Genomic DNA, 12,705 nt, shown 5'->3' with positions numbered 1-12,705 from the left:
GAAAACGCTGCGCGCGCGAATGATCTATGAGATAGCGTCAGGCTGCCTGCTGCAGCATGGCCTCGATGTCGATCAGCGGGCGGTTGGTCAGTGTCTTTGGGATCTCCGCCTGCACCTTGTCGGTGACTTCCTTGTGCAATTTCTTGCGCATGGTGCCGAGCACCAGCGGCGGCGCGACCAGCACGATGTCGTCGAAGATGCCGTGATGGGCGAGCTTGTAGAGCCGGTCCGCGATCTCTTCGGCAAAGCGTTCCTTGCCCTGCCGGTGCCAGTCGGTTTCCTCAACCGCGCTGCGATGCACGGAGGGGCCGTCATTGTAGCGGCCGGGACTGTCGCTGCCTTGTTCGCGCGTTGCCGGATTGTCCTGTTTCATCTCCTGGAAGAGCTGCAGGTTCGGATAGAGATTGTCGCCCTCGTTCTTCAGGAACAGCGCTTTCTCGCCATCGGCCACCATGACCAGAAGGCCATGTTTCAGGTTGATCTTGCTCATTTGCGGGCTCCTGTTTGAAGGTTCAAATCCAGCCGACGATTGTCTGTTACGGCAGGGGCAGAACGCGTGGCGAAGCGGGAACGTTCCACTTCGTTCGCCGAGATCGCACGCAGCCATATCGAGCCCGATCTATCGTCTATCGGAGCAATGTCCGAGGTGACGGCTTTAATCTACTAGATTGGTAGAATTTAGAAAAAATAATTTTGCAGCTTGGCCGGCTCCCGGATAAAAGAGCCGCAGAACAAAGCCTGCGGCAGCAGCTTGAATCCGCCTGATATGCGGATGTGGAATATTTTTCTCTTGGCCGTTTGGCTTGCGGAAAACCGATTGCCTCCCGTCAGGGGATGCGCGAGTGGGTTCCTTCAGCTTTTTCGCGTCCGCGCCTAAAACTGCCGAATTGTTCCGGAATCTGTTCGTCATGCCGCACGCCAATCCCAAGCTCACCGCGTTCCCGGTCTTCATGCGGGTCGAAGGCGAAGCCGTGGCCATCGTCGGCGGCGGAGGCGAAGCGTTGGCCAAGGCGCGGCTGCTTGATCAGTCAAGCGCTGTGCTTCGCATCATTGCCGATGTTGCCGACGCCGAATTGCTGAGCTTCATCGCCGCGACCGGCGCCATCCGTATCGACGCCCCCTACGACGCCGCGCATCTCGAAGGCGCGGTCCTGGTGTTTGCCGCCAGCGGCGACGAGACGCTCGACCGCCGCGTCGCCCACGATGCGCGCCGCCTTGGCATTCCGGTCAATGCCGTCGACCGGCCGGAGCTATGCGATTTCTTCACCCCGGCGCTGGTCAACCGCGCCCCGGTCGCCATCGCCATCGGCACGGAAGGCGCGGGTCCGGTGCTGGCGCAGATGCTGCGCAGCCGCATCGACCGCATGCTGTCGCCGTCGCTCGGGCCGCTGGCAGCGCTTGCCGCCTCGTTCCGGGGTGCCGCCGAAAAGCTGCTGCCGAAAGGCAACGCCCGCCGCCAGTTCTGGAGCAGTTTTTTCCAGGGTGCACCGGCGCGCGCCGTCGAAGCCGGCGAGCTTTCGCAGGCGCATGACGCCGCCGCCGATCTGTTGCTGTCGAAGGCTCCGGCTTCGGGCCATATCGCGTTGGTTGGCGCCGGGCCAGGTGCTGAGGATCTTCTGACGCTGCGCGCGCATCGGCTTTTGATGGAAGCCGACGTCATCGTCTATGACGCGCTGGTGCCGGAGGCGATCGTCGCCATGGGCCGCCGCGACGCCGAGCGGCTGCCGGTCGGAAAACGCAAGGGATGCCACACCAAGAGCCAGGCCGAGATCAATGCGCTGCTGGTCGATCTCGGCAGGCAGGGCAAGCGCGTCGTGCGGCTGAAGTCGGGCGACCCGCTGGTGTTCGGCCGCGCCGGCGAGGAGATGGCCGCACTGCGCGATGCCGGCATCGCCTATGATGTAGTTCCCGGGGTCACCGCCGCCTTTGCCGCCGCCGCCGATTTCGAGCTGCCGCTGACGCTGCGCGGCGTCTCCTCGTCGATGGTGTTCACCACCGGCCATGATCTGAAGGGCAATTCGCTGCCGGATTGGGCCAAGCTCGCCATTTCCGGCGCCACCGTCGCCGTCTATATGGGCCGCTCGGTCGCCGCCGAAGTCGCCGGACGGCTGATCGAGGCCGGCCTGTCGCCGGACACGGCGGTTGCCGTGGTCGAGAATGCCAGCTTGCAGAACCGCCGCCGTTTCCACGGCACGCTGGCCGATTTGCCGTCGCTGGAAGAGCGCGCCGACCTGGCCGGTCCTGTGATGACCATCATCGGCGACGCGGTTGCCGGCGCCAACTTTGAACGTTCCGAGCCGCTTGCGGCACATAACTATGAGGGCGCCGCCAACGCGGCCGACGCAGAGGTCGGGCCATGAAGATACTGACCGCAAACCGCCTCTCCGACGGCATCGCCGTCTGGTACGCCGATGGCGGTTGGGCCGAGACGGTCGACCATGCCGACCTTGCCCATGACCAAGCGGCAGAGGACAGGCTGGAAGCAATCGGCGCCAAGGCCAACGCCAACAATCAGGTTGTCGACGTCAATCTGATCGACGCTGAAGTCGTCAATGGCATCGTCGTGCCGGTACGCTTGCGCGAAAAGATCCGCGCCGCCGGCCCGACCATCCGGGAAGATCTGGGCAAGCAGGCTGCGCGGGCAGCTTAACAAAATACGGGCGGACGCGCCCTGAAAGACGAAACATGTACCGCTACGATGAGTTCGACCACGATTTTGTCCAGGCCCGCGTCGCCGAGTTCAGCGACCAGGTCGAACGCCGGCTGTCCGGCGAGATCACCGAGGATCAGTTCCGGCCGCTGCGGCTGATGAACGGCGTCTACCTGCAGCTGCACGCCTACATGCTGCGCATCGCGGTGCCCTATGGCACGCTGAACAGCGCCCAGTTGCGCATGCTCGGCCACATCGCGCGCAAATACGACAAGGGCTACGGCCATTTCACCACGCGCCAGAACATCCAGTTCAACTGGCCGGCGCTGTCCGACATTCCGGCGATCCTGGCCGATCTCGCCAGCGTCGAGATGCATGCCATCCAGACCAGCGGCAATTGCATCCGCAACGTCACCGCCGATCATTTTGCCGGCGCCGCCGCCGACGAGGTCGCTGATCCGCGCCCCTATGCCGAGATCCTGCGGCAATGGTCGTCTGTGCATCCGGAATTCTCGTTCCTGCCGCGCAAGTTCAAGATCGCGGTGACCGGGGCCGAGCGCGACCGCGCCGCCATCCAGACGCATGATATCGGTCTGCATCTGAAGAAGGACGCCACCGGCGAGCTCGGCTTTGCCGTCTATGTCGGTGGCGGCCAGGGCCGCACGCCGATGGTGGCGCGCAAGATCCGCGACTTCCTGCCGGAAGCCGACCTGCTGTCCTACTGCACCGCGATCCTGCGCGTGTACAACCTCTATGGCCGCCGCGACAACAAGTACAAGGCGCGCATCAAGATCCTCGTCCACGAGACCGGCGTCGAGGAAATCACCCGCCAGGTCGAGGCCGAATGGCAGGAGCTGAAGGACGCCGAGCTGAAGCTGCCGGAAGCCGACATCCGTGCCATCGACGCCTATTTCGCGCCGCCGGCACTGACCGCCCGGCCGGAAGGCGACGCGGCGATCAAGCTGGCGCGGCTCGATTCCAAAAGCTTCTCGGATTGGCTCGACCAGAATGTCGTGACGCATCGCCATCCCGACTATGCCGCGGTGACGATCTCGCTGAAAGGCATCGGCGAGGTGCCGGGCGATGCCACCGACAGCCAGATGGAAGCGGTCGCCGACATCGCCGAGAAATACGCGTTCGACGAACTGCGCGTCAGCCATGAGCAGAACCTGATCCTGCCGCATGTGGCGCGCGCCGATCTCAAGGCTGTCTATGATGCGCTGGTCGATATTGGTCTGGCGACGGCCAATTCCAACCTGATCAGCGATATTATCGCGTGCCCTGGCCTCGACTATTGCGCGCTGGCGACGGCGCGCTCGATCCCGATCGCGCAGGAGATTTCGCTTCGCTTCGCCTCGCTCGAGCGGCAGCGTGAGATCGGCGAATTGAAGCTCAAGATTTCCGGCTGCATCAATGCCTGCGGCCACCACCATGTCGGCCATATCGGTATCCTCGGCGTCGAGAAGAAGGGCTCCGAGCTCTACCAGGTGACGCTTGGCGGATCGGCCGACGAGAACACCTCGGTTGGCGAAATCATCGGCCGCGGCTTCTCTTCGGAAGAGATCACCGACGCCATCGAGCAGATCGTCGACACCTATCTCGGCCTTCGGCTCGGTCCCAGTGAACGTTTTATCGACGCCTACCGCCGTGTCGGTCCCGCGCCGTTCAAGGAGGCGCTCTATGCTGGCGAAACCAAGGCCGCTTGACCGCATCCTCGACGTCGACGACAGCATCGCCGCCAAAGCGGCGGGCTTCGACGCGCTGTATGGACATCTGAGCCCGCTCGACATCATCGAACGCGCGGCGAGCGAATTGTTTCATGACGAGATCGCCGCCGTGTCGTCCTTCGGCGCGGATTCCGCCGTCCTGCTGCATATGATCGCCAAGGTCGACCGCACGCTGCCGGTCATCTTCCTGGACACCGGCAAGCATTTCGAAGAGACGCTGGGCTATCGCGATGCGCTGGTCGCCGATTTCGGGCTGACCAACATCAGGGTGATCAAGCCCGAAGACGCGGCGCTCGAGCGGGTCGATCCGACCGGCAATCTGCACCAGAGCAATACCGATGCCTGCTGCGACGTGCGCAAGGTCGAGCCGCTGGCGCGCGGCGTCGCCCCCTTCCGCGCCTGGCTGACCGGCCGGAAGCGCTTCCAGGCGGCGACGCGAGCCGCGCTGCCGGTGTTCGAGGCGGTCGGCCCGCGCGTACGCGTCAATCCGCTGGCGCACTGGACGACATCCGACCAGGCTGACTACATGCGCGCGCATGCGCTGCGCGAAAATCCGCTGGTTGCGTACGGCTATCTGTCGATCGGCTGCTTCCCATGCACGCAGCCGGTGCAGCCGGGCGAGGATGCGCGAAGCGGACGCTGGGCCGGTCATGCCAAGACCGAGTGCGGCATCCATCTGTCGGGACTGGAAGTGTCGCTGACCGACGCATCCCTTTAAGCTATGGTGATATTCAGGTGAGGCTGGCCTGCAACGGCGGCTTCCGCCCGGAGGCCGCCGGTTTGGTGTGGACCGGCTTTCGCGGACTTTCGATTTTTAGGGCTTTAGGAATTTTCTATGACTGAACAGACCACAGCGGAGACCCGCCTCTGGACCCGGACGGGTTTTCGCGAAGACGAGTGGACACATGCCGAAAGTGCGGATGCACTGGCGAGCAATGGCCGCTTCATCCTGCCGTTGCAGGCATTTCTCGGCCTCGATGCCGAAGTGCGGCGCTCGGCCAAGGAGCGGCTTGGCGTCGCGCTGCAGCCCGGCGACCAGCTGGAAAAGATCGTGGATCTGCTCGACCAGCTGTCGCTGGTGGCGCTGGCCTTCCCGGCCTTCAGCGACGGCCGCTCGTTTTCCAAGGGCGAATTGCTGCGCAGCCGCTACCATTTCGAGGGCGCGGTCCGCGCCACTGGCCAGGTGCTCGTCGACCAGCTGCCGCATATGCTGCGCCTCGGCTTCGACGAGTTCGAAATCTCCAACCCGGTTCTGCTGAAGCGCCTCGAAGAAGGCCGCACAGGCGGGCTGGGCCTTTACTATCAGCCGACCGAAGCGTCGGAGCCGAAGGGGCCGAAATACTCCTGGCGGCGCGTTCGCAACAGCTGACGCAGCGGTAATTTCGCCTGTCTTTACAAAGACTGTGATCTCTTGGCTGTCCGGACGGAAGTATCCGCCAGGGAGGAAGCCGCGCTGATCGGCGGCAACACCAATGCAGCGACCATCATGATCGCCGAAAAGGCGGCTGACGTGATCAGGGCTGCAAGGTCCTGATGCGGAGCGCAAGGCAACCTGAGCAGATCTTCTGGGAGATGCAGCCGCCCCTTTGGTGCGGCGGTTTATTTCTTGTTTTATGCGATCCCGAGGGAAAGCGCTGCGCGGTTTTCCCGGGAAGACCGCTTCACTTTGCTGGAATGCTTTTAGGCCAAGGCCCGCGCTTCGCGAAACGAGATCAGCTTGCGGCGATTCTCGTCCCATAGCGCCAGCTTGACGCAGCGCAGGCTGTCGAGAAGCGTGACGCGGCCGATGCCGCGCAATTCCGGATAGTCGCGCAGCACTTCCTGCAACCGGTACCCCGGCACCTTGGCGGAGAGATGGTGCACGTGATGGACGCCGATATTGCCGGTGAACCAGTTCAGCACCGGCGGCAAATCGTAATAGGACGAGCCGTGCAGGGCGGCACGCTGGAATTCCCACTCTTCGTCCTTCGCCCATTCCGTCTCCTCGAACTGGTGCTGGACGTAGAACAGCCAGATGCCGGCCGATCCGGCCAGGATCACGATCGGCAAATGGACGATCAGGAAAGCGCCGGGGCCGACCAGCCAGATAAGCAGCGCTGCCGCAACCGCGATGCCGAGATTGGTGGTCATCGACGACACCCAGGGCGTCAGGCCGCCGCGCATCATGCCGACGGGCAGCCTCTGCTCGAAGATGAACAGCCAGATCGGCCCGAGGCCGAACATCACCAGGGGATGGCGGTAGAGACGATAGGCAAGGCGTCCCCGCCAAGACAGCCGGCGGTATTCAGCAACCGTCAACGTCCTGATATCGCCCATGCCGCGCTCGTCAAGATTGCCGGCGCTGGCGTGATGGGTGGCGTGCGCGCGCCGCCAGCAATCGTAAGGGGTCAGCGTCAGCACGCCGAGCGCGCGGCCGATCCAGTCGTCGGCAGTGCGGTTGGCGAAGAAGGAGCCGTGGCCGCAATCGTGCTGGATCATGAAGATCCGCACCAGAAAACCGGCGGCGGGAAGGATCAGGATCAAGCCCCACCAGTGGCCATAGGAATAGGCTGCCGAAGACAGCGCCCACAGCGTAACGAAAGGAATAAGGGTGATGGCGAGTTCAAGAGTGCTGCGTCGCCGGTCGGGCTTCTTGTAGCGCGCCAGGATCTTCAACCAGGCGCGCTTGCTGTTGGCGGCCGTCTCGGGGGAAATCATGTTCATCAGGAAGCATAGGCGGGGCGTCCCGCTGCTGCAAGGAAAAGCTCACGCGAAATTACTGCGCGTAATTGTCGCGCGATTGCATCGCTATTGACGGCGTTGGCCGCCGGCCATGCTGGCTTCTATGCCGTCCAGCCGATCGAGCAGGTCCCGGAAACGGGCGGGAATGTCGGCCTCGGTGCGGAAGGCCGGCAAGGTGCGCAAGAAGCGCGTCGTCGCCTCGGTGCCGAACTGGCGCCTGATGTCGGCGGCGAGCTCTTCGCTTCTGTTGCCAGTATTGCGGTCCATTGTCTCAAATCCTGTGTCGGTTTCAAAACTCCTCCAAGCTTTGAATGGTTCCCCATAGCGGGGTATTGGCAAGCAAAGGCTGCCGTTACGGTAAAGTTTGAATTAATTTTGAACGTCCTTGCGCCCCGCACCAAGTCCGACGGGCAGCCCGCAACATTGCCTGCTGTGGGGCGTCCTCCTGGGCTTGCCCCTTGATTTTTGGCCGCCAAACCTCGATATCGGGCGCAAATCCAAACCATTCGAATGACGGGAAATGGCGATGAGCGACCAGACAAAAGACGAACGCGCGCCCGAGGATATCGAAACGGCCGAGGCCGAGCGCACGCAAGGCGGCATCGACGGCGACTATGAAGCGCTGGTGCGGCTGCTGAAGGAAAACGAGGAGCTGAAGGACCGCGCGCTGCGCGTCGCAGCCGAGATGGAGAATCTGCGCCGCCGCACCGCCCGCGACGTGCATGATGCGCGCGCCTATGCGGTGGCCAATTTCGCCCGCGACATGCTGTCGGTGTCGGACAATCTGCGCCGCGCGCTCGATGCTATCCCCGCCGAGGCGAAAGCGGCCGGAGATGCCGGCTTCAAGGCGCTGATCGACGGCGTCGAGATCACCGAGCGCGCCATGCTGTCGACGCTGGAACGGCATGGGGTGAAGAAGCTCGAACCGGAAGGTGAGAAGTTCGACCCGAATTTCCACCAGGCGATGTTCGAAGTGCCCAATCCCGATGTGCCGGCCAACACCGTCGTCCAGGTCGTGCAGCCGGGCTATTCGATCGGCGAGCGCGTGCTGCGGCCGGCCATGGTCGGGGTCGCCAAGGGCGGCCCCAAGATCGCGGCCACCGAAGCGCCGGTCGAGCCGGGGCCGGTGAACGAGCAGGCCGAGAAGGATGCGTGAGTAGGGTAGGCAGTAGGGAATAGGGAATAGGGAATAGGGGATAGGGAATAGGGAATAGGGAATAGGGAATAGGGAATAGGCAGGCGTATCAATCGCGCGGCTTCGTGTTATTCATACTTTCCCTAATTCCCAATCCCTACTACCTCATGTCCCTGACACCCATCGACCTCCTCGACTATGCCGGCGTCGCCGTCTTTGCCGCGACCGGGGCCCTGGCGGCTTCGCGCAAGCAGCTCGACATTATCGGCTTCCTGTTTCTGGCCAGCGTCACCGGCATTGGCGGCGGCACGCTTCGCGACGTCATCCTCAACCTGCCCGTCTTTTGGGTCGCCAACTCCGGCTATGTGCTGGTTTGCGCGGCGGTTGCGGTGCTGGTCTTCTTCATCGCCCACCGCGTCGAATCCCGCTGGAAATGGCTGCTCTGGCTCGACGCCATCGGATTGGCGGCCTTTTCCGTAATGGGCGCGGCCAAGGGGCTGGCCATCACCGGCTCGCCGGTCGTCTCCGTTGTTATGGGCGTGTTGACCGCCACATTTGGCGGCATCCTGCGCGATCTGCTGGCCGGCGAGCCATCGGTGCTGCTCAGGCCCGAAATCTACGTCACCGCCGCACTCGCGGGCGCCGGCCTCTACACACTTGGCGATCTTGCCGGCCTGCCGCCGCTCGCCTCGGATATCGCCGGCTTCGTCGCGGCTTTCCTGGTGCGGGGCGGCGCGCTGAAATTCGGCTGGACCTTTCCGTCCTACAAGAGCCGCCCGGGACGGCGACCGGAGGATATTCCGTAGGGAGAGGGATTAGGGAATAGGGAATAGGGAATAGTCGGTAGTCAGCAATTCGCGGCAGCCTTCACTACTGCCTACTGCCTACTGCCTACTGCCTACTGCCTACTGCCTCATGCCGCAAAGCGCTGCGCTTCCCCGCCATAATAGTTGACGTAGCGGGCGCCGATTTCCTTGACCGGCATCACCACGAACACATCGACGGTGGAGAACTCACGGTCGATGACGCAGCCGTCGCCGATGCGGGCGCCGACGCGCAGATAGCCCTTGACCAACGGCGGCATGGCCGCAATCGCCGCCTTGGCGTTGACCGCCTCGATCGGCATCAGGTCCATCGAGCAATAGCGCCCGGAGACCGCCCGCACATCCCAGGCGGAGTTGGTCCGGCAGTGATGGGCAAGGTAGGTGAGCGCCTCGGCATGCGCAGCCGGCACCGTGCCAGGGAACGAGGCACAACCGGTCATCACGCCGATCTCATAGTGGTTGATGTAGGCCCAGATGCCTTGCCACAGCGCCTCGATGGTGCGCTTCGAGCGGTATTCCGGCAGCACGCATGAGCGGCCGAGCTCAAGGAAGCGCTGGCCGGGATGGCGGGCGATCAGCTTGGTCAGTTCGAACTCGCCTTCGGAATAGAAGCCGCCGGCGGTCGCCGCAATCTCTTGCCGCAGCAGGCGGTACGTGCCGACGATGCGGCGATGCTCGGGGCCGGAGATCGAGGTGTCAAGCACCAGCAGATGGTCGCACAGCGGGTCGAAGCGGTCGGCGTCGCGCCGGTCCTGCGCCTGGAACAGGTCCTTCCTGGCGCCAAGCTCGTCATAAAACACCCGGTAGCGCACTTCCTGCGCGGCGGCGATCTCGGCCTCATTGCGGGCAAGCCGCACTTCGAGATTGCCGATACGGCCCAGCGGTGCGCCTGTTGCGACGGCATCGGCGTTCCGCGCGGCGAGCAAAGCGCCGCCTGCGCTGGGCCGAGTGTCACATTCCGGCATAACTGTATGCACGAGTGATTCTCCTTCGAGCCATCCCTCTTGGCACGGGGATACGGTGTAGGTGCAACAGGATTGTGACAGTACCGTGATACGGCGCGACGGGCAATACTTCGTCGGCTGGCGAAAACCCTCATTCGGCTACCTACGTGACGCGAGGATTGCGCCAGCGTCGCCTTGAAGCGCGTCGCGCTGGGACGATTCACGCGACGCGCTTCAAGTCTTTGTTTTGTGCATGTCGTCTTCTCAAAACCGGGGCCACTTTTGAGCGACATGAATTCAGGTGAGCGACATGAATTCAGGCGGCCACCTGGCCCTCGACGGCATGGACCAGCGCGTCGGGATCGAGCGGCTTGGTGACGAAGCCGCTGGCGCCATGGGCGAGCACGGTGTGGCGGGTCTTTTCCTGGCTGTCGGCCGAAAGCACCATGATTGGTACCGGCGGCACAGCCATTTCCTCCTCGTGGCGGCGGATGGCGGCGATCGCGTCCAGCCCGTCCATCACCGGCATGTGCAAATCCATCAGCACCACATCGAAGCGATTTTTCAGCCCGGCCTCGGTGACCGCCTCGACCGCGGCCTTGCCATTGCCGACCACTTTCACGCGATGTCCCGCCTTCAAAAGCGTGGCGCGGGCAAGCATGGCGTTGATGTCGTTATCTTCGGCGATCAGCACCGACAAGCCCTGCTGGCGTGCGCCATGGGCACGAAGAGAGGACGCGCCGGTCTTTTCCGGCTTGGGCGGCGGCAAGGCAGGGGCATGACTGGTCAGCAGCACGCGCAGCAGGGTTTCGCCGCGCACCGGCCTCGCCAAGAAGGTGGCGTAGCCGCTGGTGCGGAATTCGCCAAGCATGCCGCGGTCGGTCGGCGCGATCAGCGTGATCGCCTCGCAATCGGCAAAGCCACTCTGGCGCAGGCGCTTGAGCAGTCTGCCGTCGCCGTCCTCCAGGGCCGCGTCGATCAACAGCACATCGCAATGTTCGGCGAAGGGCGTCGCCTGGGAAGCGGTTGCGGCGACGTCGACGGCGCCGCCATGGGCGCGGATGGTGCGGGCGATGGCGTCCGCCTCGACGGCGTTCTTCGACACGATCACGGCGCGCCGGCCGGCCAGGATGTTCTGCCGGTTCTGCGGTGCTTCGGTTGCTCCTGCGGCCGGGATCTCGAAGACGAATTCCGATCCCTCGCCAAGTCGGCTCGACACCGAAATGGCACCGCCCATGGCGGCGACCAGGCGCCTCGATATGGCCAGACCGAGGCCGGCGCCGCCATGGGTGCGGGTCGAGGTGCCGTCGGACTGTTCGAATTCCTCGAAGATGCGCTCCATGTCGTCTTCGCGCAGGCCGGGGCCGGTGTCGGTAACGGTGAAGCAGATGCGGTCGCTGGTATCGGTGCGGGCGCGCGCAATCGAGACCAGCACGCCGCCGGTGTCGGTGAACTTGATCGCATTGCCGATCAGGTTGAGCAGCACCTGCCTGACCCTGCCGGGATCGGCCATGATCATCTGCGGCACGTCGGGCTCGACATGACAGCCGAGGCCGATTTTCTTGGCGAAGGCTTTCGCTGCCATCAGTTCGACGATGTTGTCGGCGATTTCGCGCAGCGATGTCGGCTGCGGCTCCGGGTCGAAACGGCCGGCCTCTATCTTGGAATAGTCGAGCAAATCCTCGATGAGCGCCAAAAGGGCGCTGGCCGAGGTCGAGACAGCGCCGACATAGGTGCGCTGCTCGGGCGACAGATTGGTGTCAGCCAGAAGCTTGGCCATGCCCATGATGCCGTTCATCGGCGTGCGGATCTCATGGCTGACGGTGGCGAGGAAGCGCGACTTGGCCTGGCTGGCATATTCGGCGCGCTCGCGCGCGGTGATCAGCGAGGATTCGGCGCGTTTGCGCGCGGTGATGTCGCGGGCAATCGCCCGGTGCGAGACGGCGCCGCTATCCTTGTCGCGTACCGACAGTTCGATCCATGAGAACCAGCGCGGACCGTTCGGGGTGCGTATGGAGACGTCGGTGGAACTCAGGCATTCATGATCGGAAAAGGCGGCGTCGGGGACGATGCCGACATCAATGCCGTGTTCGGCGAGGGTCCTGCCGGCAAGGTCGCGTTGGTCGGTTCCGACGAGGCTGGCGAAAACCTTGTTGGCGTAGACGATGTGGCCATCGCGGTCGCGGTGGACGACGAGATCGCCGAGCGCATCGATCAGCCCGCGAAAACGCTCCTCGCTCTCCTGCATCTCCCACATACGGTCGGCCAGCGTCTCGATTTCGGCGCGGCTACGGGCCGCGGTTTCGTCGAGCAAGGCCGCCGCGCGGCGGACGGTGCGGCGGCTGCGCAGGTGCATGGCGACGCCGGCAAGGCCTGTCGCCAGCAGGCCGAGGGTGATGAAGATCGGCGCACCGGTGAGGTGGGAGAGGCCCGCCAGCGCGACACTGGCGACCACCGTCAGGAACGGCAGGCCCTCGGACGTGGCGCGCGGCAAATCCGGCGCCAGAGGCGGCGGCGCAACACGCTGCCGCTTCGCCGTCGCCGGACTCGGCCCGTCGACGCTTTCGGCACGGCTCTTCTCTTTCCTGGCGGACTCCGCGATCATGCGGAACTCCTTGCAGATAGAGATTATGGAAAAGCGCGGCGGATCGTTCGAATTTTAGCGGTCATGCATTTTTGGCGGTTTTCCGCATCGCCTGATCTT

General features: G+C 63.9%; 14 protein-coding genes. 8 read left to right on the top strand and 6 right to left on the bottom strand.

Annotation, left to right across the window (positions count from 1 at the left end):
• Positions 1 to 37: 37 nt before the first annotated feature.
• Positions 38 to 490, bottom strand: coding sequence for a baeRF12 domain-containing protein (locus tag NKI10_RS12760; RefSeq protein ID WP_023700117.1), 453 nt, complete (start codon positions 488 to 490; stop codon positions 38 to 40).
• 165 nt (positions 491 to 655) lie between these two features.
• Positions 656 to 910: a hypothetical protein gene (locus NKI10_RS12755; protein ID WP_155929519.1), complete on the bottom strand. Its 255-nt coding sequence runs from the start codon at positions 908 to 910 to the stop codon at positions 656 to 658.
• On the opposite strand from NKI10_RS12755, the gene cysG reads away from it, so the two are divergent.
• From cysG to NKI10_RS12725, 6 genes are all read left to right on the top strand, one after another.
• Positions 909 to 2,360, top strand: a complete 1,452-nt coding sequence (gene cysG / locus NKI10_RS12750) for a siroheme synthase CysG (protein WP_352860233.1) — start codon at positions 909 to 911, stop codon at positions 2,358 to 2,360. The two genes, NKI10_RS12755 and cysG, sit on opposite strands and share 2 nt — an antisense overlap.
• Positions 2,357 to 2,650, top strand: coding sequence for a DUF2849 domain-containing protein (locus NKI10_RS12745; RefSeq protein ID WP_023691980.1), 294 nt, complete (start codon positions 2,357 to 2,359; stop codon positions 2,648 to 2,650). Before cysG ends, NKI10_RS12745 begins: the two co-directional genes overlap by 4 nt.
• A 35-nt stretch (positions 2,651 to 2,685) precedes the next feature.
• Complete coding sequence (locus NKI10_RS12740; protein WP_023704212.1) at positions 2,686 to 4,356, top strand: nitrite/sulfite reductase; 1,671 nt, start codon at positions 2,686 to 2,688, stop codon at positions 4,354 to 4,356.
• Entirely contained in the window at positions 4,331 to 5,095 is a 765-nt protein-coding gene (locus NKI10_RS12735; protein WP_023683052.1) for a phosphoadenylyl-sulfate reductase, read from the top strand. Before NKI10_RS12740 ends, NKI10_RS12735 begins: the two co-directional genes overlap by 26 nt.
• Positions 5,096 to 5,212: 117 nt before the next feature.
• Positions 5,213 to 5,746, top strand: a complete 534-nt coding sequence (locus NKI10_RS12730) for a DUF934 domain-containing protein (RefSeq protein WP_352860230.1) — start codon at positions 5,213 to 5,215, stop codon at positions 5,744 to 5,746.
• Between the two features lie 42 nt (positions 5,747 to 5,788).
• On the top strand, positions 5,789 to 5,911 hold the full coding sequence (locus tag NKI10_RS12725) for a hypothetical protein (protein ID WP_023728539.1): 123 nt from the start codon (positions 5,789 to 5,791) through the stop codon (positions 5,909 to 5,911).
• 146 nt (positions 5,912 to 6,057) lie between these two features.
• On the opposite strand, the gene NKI10_RS12720 is transcribed toward NKI10_RS12725, so the two are convergent.
• Together NKI10_RS12720 and NKI10_RS12715 are read right to left on the bottom strand one after the other, a co-directional pair.
• On the bottom strand, positions 6,058 to 7,080 hold the full coding sequence (locus tag NKI10_RS12720; RefSeq protein ID WP_352460464.1) for a fatty acid desaturase: 1,023 nt from the start codon (positions 7,078 to 7,080) through the stop codon (positions 6,058 to 6,060).
• Between the two features lie 84 nt (positions 7,081 to 7,164).
• Positions 7,165 to 7,365: a hypothetical protein gene (locus NKI10_RS12715; RefSeq protein WP_023669766.1), complete on the bottom strand. Its 201-nt coding sequence runs from the start codon at positions 7,363 to 7,365 to the stop codon at positions 7,165 to 7,167.
• A gap of 259 nt (positions 7,366 to 7,624) precedes the next feature.
• On the opposite strand from NKI10_RS12715, the gene grpE reads away from it, so the two are divergent.
• On the top strand, positions 7,625 to 8,254 hold the full coding sequence (gene grpE / locus NKI10_RS12710; RefSeq protein ID WP_023691975.1) for a nucleotide exchange factor GrpE: 630 nt from the start codon (positions 7,625 to 7,627) through the stop codon (positions 8,252 to 8,254).
• Between the two features lie 152 nt (positions 8,255 to 8,406).
• The gene (locus NKI10_RS12705) at positions 8,407 to 9,039 is read left to right on the top strand and encodes a trimeric intracellular cation channel family protein (RefSeq protein WP_023683056.1); all 633 of its coding nucleotides are present in this window, start codon (positions 8,407 to 8,409) and stop codon (positions 9,037 to 9,039) included.
• A 107-nt stretch (positions 9,040 to 9,146) separates the two neighbouring features.
• On the opposite strand, the gene olsB is transcribed toward NKI10_RS12705, so the two are convergent.
• Complete coding sequence (olsB, locus tag NKI10_RS12700) at positions 9,147 to 10,022, bottom strand: l-ornithine N(alpha)-acyltransferase (RefSeq protein WP_023683057.1); 876 nt, start codon at positions 10,020 to 10,022, stop codon at positions 9,147 to 9,149.
• Between the two features lie 295 nt (positions 10,023 to 10,317).
• A complete protein-coding gene (locus tag NKI10_RS12695) occupies positions 10,318 to 12,606 on the bottom strand; it encodes a response regulator (protein WP_352860229.1) in 2,289 nt (762 codons plus the stop codon).
• Between the last annotated feature and the right edge of the window lie 99 nt (positions 12,607 to 12,705).

It is taken from the genome of Mesorhizobium sp. M0802 (assembly GCF_040320115.1).
GTDB lineage: Bacteria > Pseudomonadota > Alphaproteobacteria > Rhizobiales > Rhizobiaceae > Mesorhizobium.
This window is presented reverse-complemented; position numbering and strand designations above follow the sequence as displayed.

Coding starts and splice junctions, on each gene's coding strand:
- NKI10_RS12760 (WP_023700117.1), bottom strand. CDS start 490: ATGAGCAAGATCAACCTGAAACATGGCCTTCTGGTCATGGTGGCCGAT.
- cysG (WP_352860233.1), top strand. CDS start 909: ATGCCGCACGCCAATCCCAAGCTCACCGCGTTCCCGGTCTTCATGCGG.
- NKI10_RS12755 (WP_155929519.1), bottom strand. CDS start 910: ATGACGAACAGATTCCGGAACAATTCGGCAGTTTTAGGCGCGGACGCG.
- NKI10_RS12745 (WP_023691980.1), top strand. CDS start 2,357: ATGAAGATACTGACCGCAAACCGCCTCTCCGACGGCATCGCCGTCTGG.
- NKI10_RS12740 (WP_023704212.1), top strand. CDS start 2,686: ATGTACCGCTACGATGAGTTCGACCACGATTTTGTCCAGGCCCGCGTC.
- NKI10_RS12735 (WP_023683052.1), top strand. CDS start 4,331: ATGCTGGCGAAACCAAGGCCGCTTGACCGCATCCTCGACGTCGACGAC.
- NKI10_RS12730 (WP_352860230.1), top strand. CDS start 5,213: ATGACTGAACAGACCACAGCGGAGACCCGCCTCTGGACCCGGACGGGT.
- NKI10_RS12720 (WP_352460464.1), bottom strand. CDS start 7,080: ATGAACATGATTTCCCCCGAGACGGCCGCCAACAGCAAGCGCGCCTGG.
- NKI10_RS12715 (WP_023669766.1), bottom strand. CDS start 7,365: ATGGACCGCAATACTGGCAACAGAAGCGAAGAGCTCGCCGCCGACATC.
- grpE (WP_023691975.1), top strand. CDS start 7,625: ATGAGCGACCAGACAAAAGACGAACGCGCGCCCGAGGATATCGAAACG.
- olsB (WP_023683057.1), bottom strand. CDS start 10,022: ATGCCGGAATGTGACACTCGGCCCAGCGCAGGCGGCGCTTTGCTCGCC.
- NKI10_RS12695 (WP_352860229.1), bottom strand. CDS start 12,606: ATGATCGCGGAGTCCGCCAGGAAAGAGAAGAGCCGTGCCGAAAGCGTC.